This is a genomic window from Nocardioides sp. GCM10030259 (genome assembly GCF_042666375.1).
GTDB lineage: Bacteria > Actinomycetota > Actinomycetes > Propionibacteriales > Nocardioidaceae > Nocardioides.
In genome coordinates this window covers 306601-320618 of the sequence record NZ_JBHTDF010000008.1, presented here as the reverse complement: position 1 = coordinate 320618, position 14018 = coordinate 306601, and the positions used below count along the sequence as shown (strand labels likewise).

At 72.0% G+C, this 14018-nt stretch carries 13 protein-coding genes; 6 read left to right on the top strand and 7 right to left on the bottom strand.

Translation table 11 applies throughout. The features are described from left to right. Together ACFQQI_RS10145 and ACFQQI_RS10140 are read left to right on the top strand one after the other, a co-directional pair. Positions 1-639, top strand: a complete 639-nt coding sequence (locus ACFQQI_RS10145) for a PIG-L deacetylase family protein (protein WP_378561825.1) — start codon at positions 1-3, stop codon at positions 637-639. A 10-nt stretch (positions 640-649) separates the two neighbouring features. After that, entirely contained in the window at positions 650-1864 is a 1215-nt protein-coding gene (locus ACFQQI_RS10140; RefSeq protein ID WP_378561822.1) for a class I SAM-dependent methyltransferase, read from the top strand. Here ACFQQI_RS10140 and ACFQQI_RS10135 read toward each other — a convergent pair. The 4 genes from ACFQQI_RS10135 to ACFQQI_RS10120 form a co-directional block, all read right to left on the bottom strand. Beyond that, the gene (locus ACFQQI_RS10135) at positions 1776-2714 is read right to left on the bottom strand and encodes a glycosyltransferase family 2 protein (RefSeq protein WP_378561819.1); all 939 of its coding nucleotides are present in this window, start codon (positions 2712-2714) and stop codon (positions 1776-1778) included. The two genes, ACFQQI_RS10140 and ACFQQI_RS10135, sit on opposite strands and share 89 nt — an antisense overlap. Before the next feature lie 22 nt (positions 2715-2736). Further along, complete coding sequence (locus ACFQQI_RS10130) at positions 2737-3621, bottom strand: glycosyltransferase family 2 protein (protein WP_378561816.1); 885 nt, start codon at positions 3619-3621, stop codon at positions 2737-2739. After that, positions 3618-5111 carry a lipopolysaccharide biosynthesis protein gene (locus ACFQQI_RS10125; protein WP_378561813.1) on the bottom strand — a complete coding sequence of 498 codons (1494 nt, stop codon included), beginning with the start codon at positions 5109-5111 and terminating at the stop codon, positions 3618-3620. The genes ACFQQI_RS10130 and ACFQQI_RS10125 overlap by 4 nt, the downstream gene beginning before the upstream one ends. A gap of 137 nt (positions 5112-5248) precedes the next feature. After that, the gene (locus ACFQQI_RS10120; protein ID WP_378561810.1) at positions 5249-6112 is read right to left on the bottom strand and encodes a right-handed parallel beta-helix repeat-containing protein; all 864 of its coding nucleotides are present in this window, start codon (positions 6110-6112) and stop codon (positions 5249-5251) included. A gap of 278 nt (positions 6113-6390) precedes the next feature. Here ACFQQI_RS10120 and ACFQQI_RS10115 point away from each other — a divergent pair, with 278 nt between their 5' ends. Genes ACFQQI_RS10115 through ACFQQI_RS10105 form a run of 3 tightly spaced genes read left to right on the top strand, consistent with a single transcriptional unit; the run spans position 6391 to position 9898 of the window. Then, complete coding sequence (locus ACFQQI_RS10115; protein ID WP_378561807.1) at positions 6391-7245, top strand: hypothetical protein; 855 nt, start codon at positions 6391-6393, stop codon at positions 7243-7245. Between the two features lie 11 nt (positions 7246-7256). Continuing rightward, positions 7257-8744 carry an O-antigen ligase family protein gene (locus ACFQQI_RS10110; RefSeq protein WP_378561804.1) on the top strand — a complete coding sequence of 496 codons (1488 nt, stop codon included), beginning with the start codon at positions 7257-7259 and terminating at the stop codon, positions 8742-8744. Continuing rightward, the gene (locus tag ACFQQI_RS10105; RefSeq protein ID WP_378561801.1) at positions 8741-9898 is read left to right on the top strand and encodes a glycosyltransferase; all 1158 of its coding nucleotides are present in this window, start codon (positions 8741-8743) and stop codon (positions 9896-9898) included. The genes ACFQQI_RS10110 and ACFQQI_RS10105 overlap by 4 nt, the downstream gene beginning before the upstream one ends. A gap of 19 nt (positions 9899-9917) precedes the next feature. Here the strand turns inward: ACFQQI_RS10105 and ACFQQI_RS10100 are convergent, their stop codons facing one another. After that, complete coding sequence (locus tag ACFQQI_RS10100) at positions 9918-11072, bottom strand: glycosyltransferase family 4 protein (protein WP_378561798.1); 1155 nt, start codon at positions 11070-11072, stop codon at positions 9918-9920. A 137-nt stretch (positions 11073-11209) separates the two neighbouring features. On the opposite strand from ACFQQI_RS10100, the gene ACFQQI_RS10095 reads away from it, so the two are divergent. Continuing rightward, entirely contained in the window at positions 11210-12037 is an 828-nt protein-coding gene (locus ACFQQI_RS10095; RefSeq protein WP_378561795.1) for an NAD-dependent epimerase/dehydratase family protein, read from the top strand. 1 nt (position 12038) lies between these two features. Here the strand turns inward: ACFQQI_RS10095 and ACFQQI_RS10090 are convergent, their stop codons facing one another. Further along, positions 12039-13280: a polysaccharide biosynthesis protein gene (locus ACFQQI_RS10090; RefSeq protein WP_378561792.1), complete on the bottom strand. Its 1242-nt coding sequence runs from the start codon at positions 13278-13280 to the stop codon at positions 12039-12041. Continuing rightward, positions 13277-14017 carry a sugar phosphate nucleotidyltransferase gene (locus ACFQQI_RS10085; protein WP_378561789.1) on the bottom strand — a complete coding sequence of 247 codons (741 nt, stop codon included), beginning with the start codon at positions 14015-14017 and terminating at the stop codon, positions 13277-13279. The genes ACFQQI_RS10090 and ACFQQI_RS10085 overlap by 4 nt, the downstream gene beginning before the upstream one ends. Position 14018: the final 1 nt, after the last annotated feature.

Here is a 14018-nt window from a genome sequence, read left to right as displayed (position 1 = left end):
GTGATCGGGCTGTCGCCGGCGCCGGGTGACCTCGACGTCCTGTGCCTGGGCGCCCACCCCGACGACATCGAGATCGGGTGCGGTGGCACGCTGCTGGCCCTCCGGGCCGGCCGGCGGGCGACCATCCGCTCGGTCGTCCTGACCGGGTCCGAGCTGCGGGCCCAGGAGGCGTGGAACGCGTCGCGGGCGTTCGGTGCCGCGGACCTCGCCATCAGCGCGCTGCCCGACGGCCGGCTGCCGGCCCACTGGGACGATGTCAAGCAGACGCTGGAGAACGTCGCTCGGGGACCGCGTCCCGACCTGATCCTCGCGCCGAGCCCGGACGACAGCCACCAGGACCACCGGCTGATCGCCGACCTGGTCACGACGACCTGGCGGGACGCGCTGGTGCTGCACTACGAGATCCCGAAGTGGGACGGCGACCTGGCGCGGGCGACCCACTACGTCCCGCTGACCGCGGAGCAGGCGCACCGCAAGGTCGAGCTGCTCAACGACTGCTTCGTGTCGCAGAAGGACCGCGACTGGTGGGACGACGAGATGTTCCTCGGCCTGATGCGGCTGCGCGGGATCGAGTGCCGCGCGCCGTACGCCGAGGCGTTCACCGCCCCGAAGGTGCTCCTTGACCTCGCCCGCCCCTGAGCCGGCCCCGGTGCCCGCGACGGGCGCGTGCCCGCTCTGCTCCGCGTCGGGCGGACTCTCGGTGCACCGCATCGACCGCCTCCCGGTGCACAGCTGCCTGCTCATGGACAGCCGCGAGCAGGCGCGGCTCGTGCCGCTGGGATCGCTCGACCTCGTGCTCTGCGACGCCTGCGGGTACCTCGCGAACCGCGAGTTCGACGAGGGCCGGACGGCGTACAGCGACCGATACGAGGACTCCCAGGCGTTCTCCGGGACCTTCGTCTCCTACGCCACCTGGCTGGCCGGCCTCTGGGTCTCGCGGTGGGGGCTCGCCGATCGCACCATCGTGGAGATCGGCGCCGGCCGCGGCGACTTCAGCCGGATGCTGTCGGCCGCCGGGGCGGCGCGGGTGGTGGCGATGGACCCCACCATCGACGTCGTGCGGTTCGGCAGCGCGGACCCTCGGGTCGAGCCGCTGGTGCAGCGGTTCGAGGCCGCCGGCGACCTGCCGCCCTGTGACGCCGTCGTGATGCGCCACGTCCTCGAGCACGTCAACGACCCGGTCACACTGCTCACGCAGCTCCGCGCGGCGCTGGCCGACCGGCCCGACGTACCGGTGCTGGTCGAGGTGCCCGACGCGACCAGGATCCTCGACGAGGGCGCGTTCTGGGACGTCTACTACGAGCACTGCGCGTACCTGACGCCGGAGACCGCCCGCGAGCTGTTCGAGTCGTGCGGCTTCGAGGTCCGCGAGGTCACCCTCGCCTACGCCGGCCAGTACCTGCTGGTCGAGGCGACCGCGACGGGCACCGCCCGGGCGCCGCGGCTCTCCCCGCAGGGGCTCGAGGCCCTGCGTGGCCGGGCCCAGGCGTTCCAGCAGGGCGTGGGCCAGGAGCTCGAGTGGTGGCGGGGGAGGCTGGCGGAGGCCCGGCGTACCGGGCGTCGCGTCGTGATCTGGGGATCCGGGTCGAAGGGCACGGCGTTCCTGATCGCGATGGGCGACCTGGCCGAGGTGGTCGACCGCGTGGTCGACATCAACCCGCACCTGCACGGCCGGTTCGTCGCGGGCACCGGCCACCGGATCGTCGCGCCGGACGAGCTCGGCGAGTCCGGCTGCGACCTCGTCGTAGTGATGAACCCCGTGTACGTCGAGGAGATCAGCCGGCTGGTCGAGTCCTTGTCGCCAGGTGCCGAGGTCGTCGGGCTCGGCGCTGGCGCAGTCGGATCCGGTACTCGCCGAGGATGATGCGCCACTGCCGGTTGGCGGTGAGCCACCTGGCCACCACGAGCAGGCAGCGCGCCCGCTCGACCATGCCGATCGGGGCGGTCAGCACCGCCCGGAGGTAGCCGACCATCAGCTGGTGCTGGGGCATGGGGAAGACGTCGCTCGCGGCGGGGTCGAACCACGCCGAGATCTGCTCCGGCGTCTTGTCGACCGCCGACGAGTCGACGTGGCGCCGGTTGAAGAAGAGCCGCCGGCCGACCAGCGCCCAGTCGCCGCGCAGCGCGAGCTCGCACAGCAGGACGGTGTCGGCGCCGGGCATCGTGCCGAGCAGGTGGGTGCTGAGGAAGACGTCGTGCCGCACCACGCCGTACACCGGGTAGCACATGTGCAGGAGCGTGTCCTCCGTGCGGGCACCGAGCAGGCTGCGCAGCCGCCGCGACGGCGAGCCGTTCTCGAACGGGAGGTCGGAGCGGTAGTGCGACGTGATCGCGCCGTCCTCGTTGATGACGGTCGTGAGCGGCCACGCCAGCACCACGGACGGGTCAGCGTCGAGCACCGCCGCGCACGCCTCGATGCACCGCGGGTCGAGGCGGTCGTCGTAGGAGTACCAGCGGAAGTAGGGCCCTGACGCGCGCCGGACCACCTCGCTGTGGTTCCAGGCGGCGCCCCGATTGACGTCCTGGCGCAGGTAGACGATGCGGGCGTCCCGGGCGGCGTAGCGCTCGCAGATCTCCTGGGTCCGGTCCGTCGACCCGTTGTCGCTGATCACGATCTCCAGGTCGGTGTGGGTCTGCACCAGCAGGTCATCGAGCGCCTGCTCGAGGTAGCGCTCGCCGTTGTAGACCGGCAGCCCGACTGACACGCGTGTCATGCTCTTTCCCCTCCCGTCGCGCTCACAGGTAGATCACCCGGTGGCGCAAGCTGCCCTGGATCCGACCAGCCACCGACCCGGCGATCGAGAACCACAGGGCTCGACGTTCCGTCCCGAGCAGCACGTACGGGCCACGCGAGAGCAGCCACCAGAAGCTCTCCAGCGCCTCGCGGCCGGACTGGCGCTTCGCACCGACCGCGCGGTATCGCACGAAGAGGAGCGCCTCGCTCGCCTTGTAGCGGCGCATCTGGTGGAAGAGCGCGGTCACCGAGCTCCGGTAGCGGTAGTGGATCAGCGCTCCGGGAGCGAACACGAGCCGCGCGCCGGCGAGCTGGGCCCGCCAGCTGAAGTCGACGTCCTCGCAGTGCGGGAGGGACTCGTCCCAGCCGCCGAGGTCGCGGAACGTGGTCGCATGGACGAGGACGTTGGCCGACGAGGCGTAGGGCAGGAAGTGGCACGGGCCGGTCGGCAGCGACCGACCGTAGTCGGGTCCGCCGCGGGCCTTGAGCAGGACCGGGTCGTTGAGGAGGGTGACGTCGACCCGCCCGCAGACCAGGTCGCCGGAGTGACGGGCGGCCCAGAGCTCGACCAGCCAGCCGCTCGCGACGACGTCGTCGCTGTCGCAGAAGACCAGCCACTGCCCGCGAGCCGCCCGGGCTCCGGTGTTGCGTGCGTACGACGGGCCGGGGCGCTCGGACGCGTCGACGACGCGGACGTCGAGCCGGTCCCGGAACTCCTCGACGACGGCCAGGGACCCGTCGGTGCAGCCGTTGTCGGCGAGCACCACCTCCCACGGCTCCGAGAAGCGTTGTGCGGCGAGAGCGCCGAGCTGCTCGCGGAGCAGCGAGCCGGGGTTGTAGACCGGGACCACGACGCTGACGGCGCACCCTGCGGCTTCGGTGGTCATGACGACGGCCGCTCCCGGATCGCGGCCATCGCGTCCAGCAGGCCGGGCGGACGGACCTGACGCAGCAGGACGACGTAGATGAGCCCGCCCGCGACGAGCCCGGCGGCGAGCTCGAGCAGGTGGGAGCCCCCGGCGTACCGGACGCCCAGCGACGCCCCGAGCGTCACCGCCGTCATGACGACCGTCATCCAGATGTGCGGGAACATCTGGCGCAGGTAGTCGCGCAGCCGCAGGTCGATCTCGCGGAAGGCGAGCATGAGCCCGAACGGCGTGAGGAGCAGCACGCCACCGGCGAAGGCGGCGGCCACGCCGACCAGCCCCCACGGGACCGCACACAGCTCACCGACGGTGAGCACCACGCAGTAGACGATGCCCCAGCGGTACGACACGTCGCTGCGGCCCTTGGCCAGCAGGATCTGGGCGGAGGTCGACGTCACCGACTGGATCGCGGCGACCGGGGCCAGCAGCCAGATGATCGGCGCCAGGTCCGACCACTCCGACCCGAAGACCACCGCGACCGCCGGAGTGGCCAGCGCGGCCAGCCCGCACAGCGCGGGGAACGTCACGAGCGCGACGGCGCGCGACGACCTGATGTAGCCCATGCGCAGCGCGGCATCGTCGTCCTGGCGGCGCGAGAACGCCGGGAAGGTCACCTCCGCGACGATCGAGCTGACGGTGGCGACGGGCGAGGTCACGGTCCGCTGGGCGAGCGTGTAGGTGCCCAGGGCGGCGCCGCCGAGGAAGCGGCTGATGATGACCTTGTCGACCTGGTTGAAGACCACGAAGAGGAGGTTGGAGAGGAAGAGGTGGTAGCTGAACCGCCAGATGGACTGCAGGCTCGACACGTCGATCCGGCCGAGCGTCGGCCGCCACGAGCTGTAGACCCACACCATCACGGTGCCGACCACGGCGCCCGCGGCCGTGCCGAGGACGATCGACCAGTAGTTCAGGCCCATGAACGCAGTGGAGATCGAGACGGCAGCGGTCACCGCGGCCGTGACGGTCGTGATGACGGCGAGATCGAAGAAGCGCATCTGCCGGCGCAGCAGCGAGTGGTGGATCTGCCCGAAGGACGTGACGAACGTGATCGCGGCGAACGCCTGGAGGGCCGGCTCCGCGTCCGGGTTCCCGAGCAGGCCGGCCAACGGCCCCGCGGTGAGGAACATGGTCCCCGCGAGGACGGCGCCGAGCGCCAGGTTGAGGTAGAAGACCGCGTTGACGAGGGCGTCGTCGACCACGTCCCGCTGGACGATCGCGGCTCCCGTGCCGAGGTCCTTGAGCTGGTCGAGGACCATGCTGACGACCAGGGCGATCGCCACCACGCCGAAGTCGTCCGGCGTGAGCAGGCGGGCGAGGACGATCGTGGTCGCGAACCGCACGGCCTGGGTGAAGCCCTGCGAGGCGGCCGTGTGGCGGGTGTGGCGCGCCACGCTCGTCGTCGTCACGTCCTCGGCGGTCGTCATTGCCGCCGAGGCCTTCGGGTCGTCCATCCGTGCTCCGCGACTGACTGGTGCCGCGGACCATCCGCGAACGTCCCGAAACTATGTCGACGGGACGGACGCGTCCGTCAGTGCCGGCGGGACATCCCCTACCTTGGGGGTAGCGGATCCCGGGAGGTTCCGATCCGTCAGCCCTGGCCGCAGAGGCTCACGTGCCGGTGCGAGGGCAGGGCCATGTTGCCCGAGCTCTCGAAGCCGCCGCTCCCCGAGCTGTTGCCGAGGTAGCACGCACGCCAGTGCGGGTCGCGGACGCGGTTCGCCGTGAAGGTGGCGCTCTCCGCGTCGACCATCACCGAGAAGGCGTAGCCGAAGATCCAGTTGTGGTGGACGGTCACGTTGGAGTCGCCGCCGTTGGCGTTCTCGAGGTAGACCCCGGCGTTGAAGTTGGACTGGTACGGCCCGGCCCGGTAGGTCGAGCACTCGATCAGCATGCCGTGGACGCCGCGCACCTGGGTGCCGTCGTAGTGGGCGCCATTGGTGACGCGGGGGTCGTGGATGTAGTTGTAGCGGAGCTTGACGCCTCGCACGAGGCTCCCGGCGTCGGAGGTGACGTGGATGGCGTCGTCCGAGCTGAAGCCGATGTCGGAGCGCACGACCGAGATCCTCGAGGCGCTGGAGATGCCGATGCCCTGGGCGGTCGACCGGACGATGCGGACCTTGCTGCTGCCCGGGGTGACGAAGATGTTGCCCGACACCCGCACGTTCCGCACGGTGATGCCGGAGCCGCGGATCTCGAGGCTGCTGACGTTGGCGTTCTCGAGCGTCTGACCGGAGCGGAGCGACGTCGTACCCCGGTCCTGGCGGACACCGTGGGCACCGGTGTTTCCGGGGCCCGGCCGGAACTTGCAGGCATTCGCGGCCTTGGCTGCCGGCGCTGCCGAGGCTTCGGGGGCGGCTGCTGTGGCGGTGCCGGCCGACAGCGAGGCGGCCAGCACGCCGACCGTGAGCGCCGCGAGGGCACGCGGCAGTACGAGGCGGGGGAGGGGGGTCATGCGGGGCTCTCCTTGAAATGGGGGGAGGAGTGGCTGCGGCGCCGCCGCCCGAGCGGAGTTTCGGCGATCCATGCCCTCTGAACCCCTTCCCGACTTGCGTCGGGATACACCCGTTGCGAGCGCCGGGTCGGGGGCAAATCAACCACGCGCCACGCCGTGAGTCACGCCGGTACCCCATTCTGGGTACGACAACAGCGACCCCGGGATCCGCGCCTTCCGGCCCACCTAGTGTTCCCGCCAGATCACCATGTCGGGGAAGACAACAGAGATGGGGAACCGTGGACGCGCTAGACGTCATGAAGGTGTGCCTGCGCCGCTGGTACGTCATGTTGGCGGTCATCCTGATCGCAGCCGGCGCGGGCATCGGCCTCGTGCGCGATCAGCAGCCCGTGTACACGGCCTACGGCAACTACGCCCTCGTCTACACCCAGGCACAGGACCTCAGCCCGAACGAGCCCGACCCGCGCAGCGCCAACCCGCTCGGCGGTGAGAACGGAGCGCTCCTGGCGGAGGCGCTCGAGGACGAGCTGATGTCCATGGAGCAGCAGCGCTCCCGGGCCTCCTTCGGCACCCGCGGCTACGGTCCCGGGACACCGGCGACCGGGGCGACGTTCTCGGCGTCCATGCCCCAGTACTCGAAGAGCTACGTGGTCCAGGCGTGGGGGCCAGACCCCCGCGCGGTCCGCGACATCGTCTCGTCGGTCCTCGACGACACCGCTGGCATCGCGCAGGAGATCCAGGATCGCGCCGGAGCGCCGAGAGAGTCGCAGTACACGACGTTCACGACGTCGCCCGTGCAGGTGACGCAGCTGCCTCCCTCGTCGAAGATCAAGCTGCTCGCCGCGATCGCGGGCATCGGCCTGATCGCCGGTGCGGCTCTGTCCCTCCTCGTCGACCGGCTCGCGACCCGGCGCCGCGCCCGGGCCGCACAGAAGCGGACCGACGACGACGATGACGAGATCGAAGGCCTCGCCGCCGGCGGTCGTGGGAGCGGCAAGCGCGCCGCCCCGCGCATGGCGCCGGGGACGTCGAACGGCACCAGCCGGACCCTGCACGAGGTGGAGGTCGAGCCCGAGGCGACCGGCCAGGAGCAGGATGCATCGCGGAGCCGCGGGCTCCTGCGTGTCCGCTGAGGGAGGCTGCGGTGGTGACGCGCGCCGTACGCCGGTCGCGGTGGCTGCGCTGGACCCTGCGGATCGTCACGGCGATCGGTGCCGGGGCCCTCGCGGTGGCGCCGCTGGTGAACGCCACGGCGGTGTTCGTCGTGCTGGGGCTGATCACCCTGTCCTTCGTCGTCGGCCTGATCGCGGTGTCGCGCCGTGACGCCCAGGCCGTCCTGACCCTGCTGCTGCTCCTGCTCTTCCTCATCCCCGAGAACTACGTGCTCGTCGGCCCGCTCAAATCGGTCGGCCAGCCGGCCCTGCTCGTCGGCATGCTGGCGCTCGCGCTGTGGGCGGCCGGCCGGATCCTCGGGCTCCTCGACGCCCGGGGCGGCCATCCCATCCGCTGGGCGTTCCTGCTCTTCGCGATCTCGATCCTGGTCTCGTTCACGGCCGCGATGTCGCGGTCGTTGACGGGTGAGGAGAGCGCGGGCGCCCTGCGATCGCTGTTCCCGGTGGCCGCGATGCTCGGCATCGGGCTGCTGGCGGTCGACGGCCTCGAGAATCGCCAGCGCGTCGAGACGCTCCTGGAGCACCTCGTGGTCATCGGCGGGGTCGCCGCGTTCCTCGGGATCGTGGAGTTCGCCAACAGCGGCTTCGTCTACTCCGAGCTGATGAAGCTGCCCGGGCTGACGTCGAACACCGACATCATCAACGACACGCGCTCCGGCTTCTCCCGCATCGACGTGGCGGCCGCGCACCCGATCGAGTACGCCGTCGCCATCGCCTGCCTCGCGCCCCTCGCGCTCCACCTGGCGTTGCACGCCTCGACGCAGGTCCAGCGGCGCCGGTGCGGGGTGGCCCTGGCGCTGATGCTCATCGTGAGCCCGATGAGCGTGTCGCGGTCGGGCATCCTGGCGCTCGGCGTCGGCCTGGCCATCTACGTCGTGCACCTGAACGGTCGCGCCCGCTTCAACGCGGCCGTCGTCGGCCTGATCGGGGTCGTGGTCTTCCGGGCGATGGTTCCTGGCCTGCTCGGGACCCTCAAGAGCCTCTTCCTCATCGGCGACGAGGACCCGAGCATCGCCGGCCGGACCAAGGACTACGCCGAGATCCCCGGCCTGATGGAGGGCTTCGTCTGGTGGGGCCGCGGCCTCGGCACGTTCCAGCCGACGAAGTACTTCTACGTCGACAACCAGTACCTCGGGTCGCTGCTCGAGGGCGGGATCATCGCAATGGCCGCGCTCATCGTGGTCTACATCACCGGCATGTGCGTCGCGCGCGGCGTCCGCCACCGGACCGGGGACCCCGCGCTGCGGGGGCTCGCCCAGGCCCTGTGCGGCAGCATCGCGGCCCTGGCGGTCTCGGCGACGACGTTCGACGAGCTGAGCTTCCGCCAGACCGCCTTCATGCTCTTCCTCCTGCTGGGCTGTGCCGGCGCCCTGTGGTCGCAGGTGCACGACCAGCCTCGGCGGTTCCGGTCGGGCGAGGTGCGTCCCGAGGAACGGCCCACGGCGGTCCCGGTCGCATGACGGGCACCGGAGGACCTCGGCACGACTCCGTCGTCTACGCCCTGGCGTACCAGACCTGGGCGGACGGCGCGGGTCGCGGGATGTCCTGGTCCGCGGACCGCATGGCGGCCGAGCTCTGCGCGGATCCGCAGGTCGCGTCGCTGCTGGTCGCCGACCCGCTGCGGAGCCAGGCCAGCCGGCTGCGCCAGCGGCGGCGCCCCTGGGACGCGGGCTTCCCGGACGACCCGTCCCGGACGCTCGTCCGGCCGCGCAGGTGGCGGCGCTCGGACAGCAGCGACCTCCGGACGACGGCCCGCGACTACGCGAGACTCGACCGCCGGCTCCGGCGGCACGGCCGGGACCGGGGCATGCAGGATCCCGTCCTCGTCACCTGCCACCCGGTGCTCGCGGCCGTGGCAGACCGCGACGAATGGGCGGACGTCGTCTACTACGGGTGGGACGACTGGCTGTCGTACCCGCCCTTCCAGCCGGCTCGGGACCTCATCTCGTGGAGCTACCAGGAGATGGCGGCCCGCGACGTGCACGTCATCGGCGTCACGCAGGCGATCGTGGAGCGGATCGGCTCCGGGCGGGGCACCGTCGTACCCAACGGCATCGCGGCCGCAGACTTCGAGCAGCTGGGCGAGCTGCCGGACTGGTTCACCCGCCTCGAGGGCCCGGTGGCCTTCTACGCCGGCTCGCTCGAGGAGCGCGTCGACGTCGCCGCCCTGACCGCGTGCGCGCGGGACCTGCCCGAGTGGACCTTCGTCCTCGTCGGCTACCTCGCTCAGCCCGACCTGTTCGCCGACATCGCCCGGCTTCCCAACGTGCTGCTGCTCGGGTTGGAGCCCCGGCCGGTCATCCTGGCCATGATGTCCGCCGCCGACGTCTGCCTGGTGCCGCACCGCAGGACGCCCATGACGATCGCCATGAGCCCGTTGAAGCTCTTCGAGTACCTCGGTGCCGGCGCGCCGGTCGTCGCGACGGACCTGCCGCCGATGCGCGGCATCTCCGAGCGGTGCCTGCTGGTCGAGCCGGGGGAGCCGCTGGCGCCCGCCGTGGTGGCAGCGGCGGCGCTCCCGAGCGGCACGGCCGCTGAGCTGACGGCGTTCCGCGCGCGGCACGACTGGTCGGGGCGCTACCGCGACTGGCGCACCGCGGCCCTGGGCGGCTGACCGGTCCGACGGGACCGGGTCAGGGCGCCAGGGAGGGCGTGGCGGCGTCCAGGCCGCGGTAGAGGTCGAGCAGGCGGGCGCCCGCTGCGTTCCACGTCCAGGCCGCCGCGCTGGTCGCCCCGTTGGCGCGCAGCCGGCGCCACTCCGCCGGGTCGTTGAGGACCCGCTCGAGGTGGTGCACGAGCTCGCTCTCGGAGCCCGTCTCGTGCACCAGGCCGTCGATGTCGTGCTGCACGGGCGACCCGACGGCCGCGGACACCAGCGGCACGGATCCGGCGCCGAGCGCCTCGTAGCTGACGAGCGCGCTCCCCTCCGAGAAGCTGGGCAGGACCATCAGGTCGGTCTCGGCCAGGAACACGGCCATGTCGTCGACGCGGGGAGCCTCGACGACGCTGGGGTCCGCCAGCTCGGCGGCGAGCAGGCGGCGTACGCCGGGATCGATGTCTCCACGGATGAGGAGGCGTGCCCCGTCAGGACGGACCGCCCGGCACCACGCCCTCAGGAGCACGTGGATCCCCTTGGCGGGCTCGCCCCTGCCGATGAAGACGGCGGTGAGTGCCGCGTCCGGGGCGGCGCGGCGCCGGAAGCGCGTGGGGTCGAAGCCGTAGCGATTCACGGAGACCCGGACAGGGACGGGGGCCTGGTCGAAGGTGCGAGCGGCCTCGGGCGAGCCGACCAGCACGAGGTCGACCGCGCTGAACTCGCGGTCCTCGCGGTCGAGGGCCTCCTCCGGGATCCGGTGGAAGTGCCCCTCCGGGACCTGCAGGCCGAGGTCCTCCCAGGCGGCGGCCGCCTGGGCCACGGCGGTGCGCGTGTAGGGGCTGGGGGCCTCGCGGACCGACGGGATGTCGAGCGCGGCGGCCCGGGCCGCGGTCCGCAGCACCGCTCCGGGCCAGGTGTGCACGACGTCCGGTCTCCGGGTTCGCAGCTGGTGCGCGGTCACCCGATCGACCAGGTCCGCCGCCCGTGCCCGCCCGATCATGCGCGGCCGGACCGGCCCGAGCACCTGGACGACCCGGATCGGCAGGCTCGGGTCGAAGCGCCGGTGGAGGACGGTGCACACCACCGTGACCCGTGCTCCCGTCCGGGCGAGGCTGTCGACGTGGTGCCACGCGACCGTGCCGATGCCGACGCCGCCGACCGGGTGCGGAAAGCTGTAGAGGACGTGGGTCACGGTGTCTCCCCGTGGTCTGGAGTGGGTGGGTGCGACGGCACCGCTGGCCAATGTGGGTGAATGCTGGTCGATCCGGGGCCAACCAGGCCCCCCGGGGCGCTACCCTCACGCGAGTGGGGCGGATTTTGCGCCTGGTCGTGGCTGGAGCCACGGGCTGGGTCGGTGGGGCGGTCGTCGAGGCCGCGTGCGCGCGCGGGATCGAGACGATCGAGCTCGCCGTGCGGCCCGCCGTGTCGCATGTCGCCAGCATGGCCGACCTGCCCGCCCTGCTCGACGGGCCCGACGTGGTGGTGGTCAACGCCGTCGGGCAGGCGTCGGGCAGCCCGGCCGAGCTCGAGATCGCCAACCTCCGGATCTGCCGGGAGCTGGCCGAGGTGTGCGCGACGCACGGCGCCCGCTTCCTCACGATCGGCTCGGCTGCGGAGGTGGGCGCGCCCCTGGTCGATCGGGTGTCCGAGTCCTACGTCGGGCGCCCGCTCAGCGACTACGGCCGGTCCAAGCTCGCGGCGACCGAGCTCGTCCAGGACCTGCGCACCGACGGTCTGCAGGGCACCGTGGCGCGCGTCTTCAACGTCGTCGGGCCGGGCCGCCGGACCGCCAGCCCGGTGGCGGAGTTCGCGGCCCGCATCCGGAGCCTGCAGACGTCCGGCGAGGTGGTGGAGGTGCGGGATGCCACCCTCGTGCGCGACATCTCCGGCCTGGCCTGGGTGGGGGACCGGCTGGTCGACCTCGCCGGCATCGCCGGCAAGGTCGACCTGGTGAACGTGTGCTCGGGCCGGCCGACGTCCTACCGCGAGCTCATCGAGGCGATGGCTGCCACGCGTGGACTCACGGTCGAGGTGGTGAACACCCAGCCGGGCGGCGTACCCCGCGTCGTCGGTGACCCGGCGCTGCTGCTGTCGCTCCTCCCGGGGACTCCCGTCGAGTCGCTGGCCGAGGTCGCTGCACAGGCGCTCGAGGTCTGAGCTACATCCGGGCATCGAGTCCCCGGGTGCTGCCGCGGTGCTCGAGCTCGGGCACCAGGACGCGCAGCAGGTCGGCGACGTCGTCCTTGTCCACCGACGAAGTCGGGTCGTCGAGCCAGCCGTCCAGCTCGCTCAGCACCGACCGGATGAGCTCGGGGCGGGCCCGCGGAGCTCGCAGCGATCGCAGCGCCGCGAACCCGGCGTCGGCCACGACGTCCCCGCTCCCCGCGAACTCCTCGAACTCCTTCTCGCCCGACGTGTCGAGATTGGTGAGGAGCACCGGCCAGGTGCCCGGCTTCGGGTCGACCGCTGCGCGGCGCGCGTCGTCCTCCTCCTCGCAGAAGAACGGCCGCAGCCCCATGCTGCCGAGCACGTCCTCGGCGACCTCGACGAGGTCGCGCAGCTGCGTGCGCGGGTCCAGGTCCGGGATGACCACCTCGCCGGGACGTCCCAGGAGCGCGGCCAGCGTGCAGAGGTGGCCCGACTCCTCGAGGGTCACGAAGTAGCGCCTGGTCTCCCGCGGCACCGCCCAGGCCTGGCCCTTGTCCATGCGCCGCAGCCAGCCGTCGAGCAGCGAGCCCTGGGAGAACGCGACGTTGGCGAACCGCGCGCTCGTGACCTCGGGGCCCAGCTGCTCGTCCAGGATCGCGTGCTCCATGGCCCGCTTGGAAGCGCCCATCAGGTTGACGGGGTTCGCCGCCTTGTCCGTGGACACCGCGAAGTAGCGCCGGGTCGTGCCGTCGACCCACTCGAGGAGCCGGCGCGGCAGCCGCACGTTGATCTCCAGCATGCGCAGGAGCGAGTAGACGTCCTTCTCGGACCGCACGTGCTTGACCGCCGCGAAGTTCAGGACGCGGTCGTAGCCCGCGTTCCCCGTGATCATCCGCTGCATCGTCGGGCAGCCGGCGTCCATGGGCGTGGTGCGCAGCTCGGTCCCGGGGCCCACGAGATCGCGGCTCCGGAGGTCCCGGACCAGCTCTGCGAGGCCGTTCTCGTCGGCGTCGACGACGTGGAGCTGCCGCGGTCCGAGACGTGCCAGCTCGCTGACGGTGGCGGAGCCGATGCTCCCCGCTCCGCCGACCACCAGGATCCGCTCGCCGCGCACCCGCTCGGCGAGCGCGTCGGCGTGCTCGTCGAGGTCGGGCTGCAGCAGCGAGTCCTGCCGTCGGACGACGACGCGGGCGAGCTGGGCGGTCCGGCCGGCGGGACGACGGACCGCGTCGGCGGTGGTCACGGCGTTCACGCGAGCACGGCTCCGGGGGTGGCGGGGACGGGCAGCCCGGGCAGGAAGCGGTGGGGTGCGTCGGCGAAGTCGGCGCTCGCGCGCTGGTAGTCGTCGAACCGTCCGATGTCCTGCCAGTAGGCGTCGGACTTCAGGCAGTGCACGTCCTCGCCCGTCTCCGTCAGCCGCGTCATCAGCGAGGGCATGTCGAAGCGGCCCTCCGGGATCAGCCCGACCGACCTCCTGGTCAGTCCGTAGATGCCGGTGCTGACGTAGTAGTCGAGCGTGGGCTTCTCCTCGTAGCGCTCGAGCGACCCCGACGGTGCCGTGTGGACGACGCCGTAGTCGATGTGGACCTCGCGACGAGCGAGCACGATCGTCGCGGCGCTGTCTCGGGACTCCAGCTCCCGGAGGACACCGGCGTAGTCGACGGTCGTGAGCAGGTCGCCGTTCATGACGAGGAACGTCTCGTCGAGGTCGTCGACGAGCCGCAGCGGACCCGCCGTGCCGAGCGGCTCCTCCTCGAGCTGGTAGTCGATCCGCAGGCCGTACCGCTGGCCGTCGCCGAGCATCGCGACGATCAGCTCGGGCAGGTGGCCCAGGGTGAGGACGACACGGGTGAAGCCCTGGTCCGCCAGCTGGCGCAGCACGATCTCCATCGTGGGCGTGTCGCCCAGCGGCAGGAGCGGCTTGGGAATGTTCATCGTGTACGGGCGCAACCGCATGCCCAGGCCCCCGGCCAGGATCACTGCCATCATG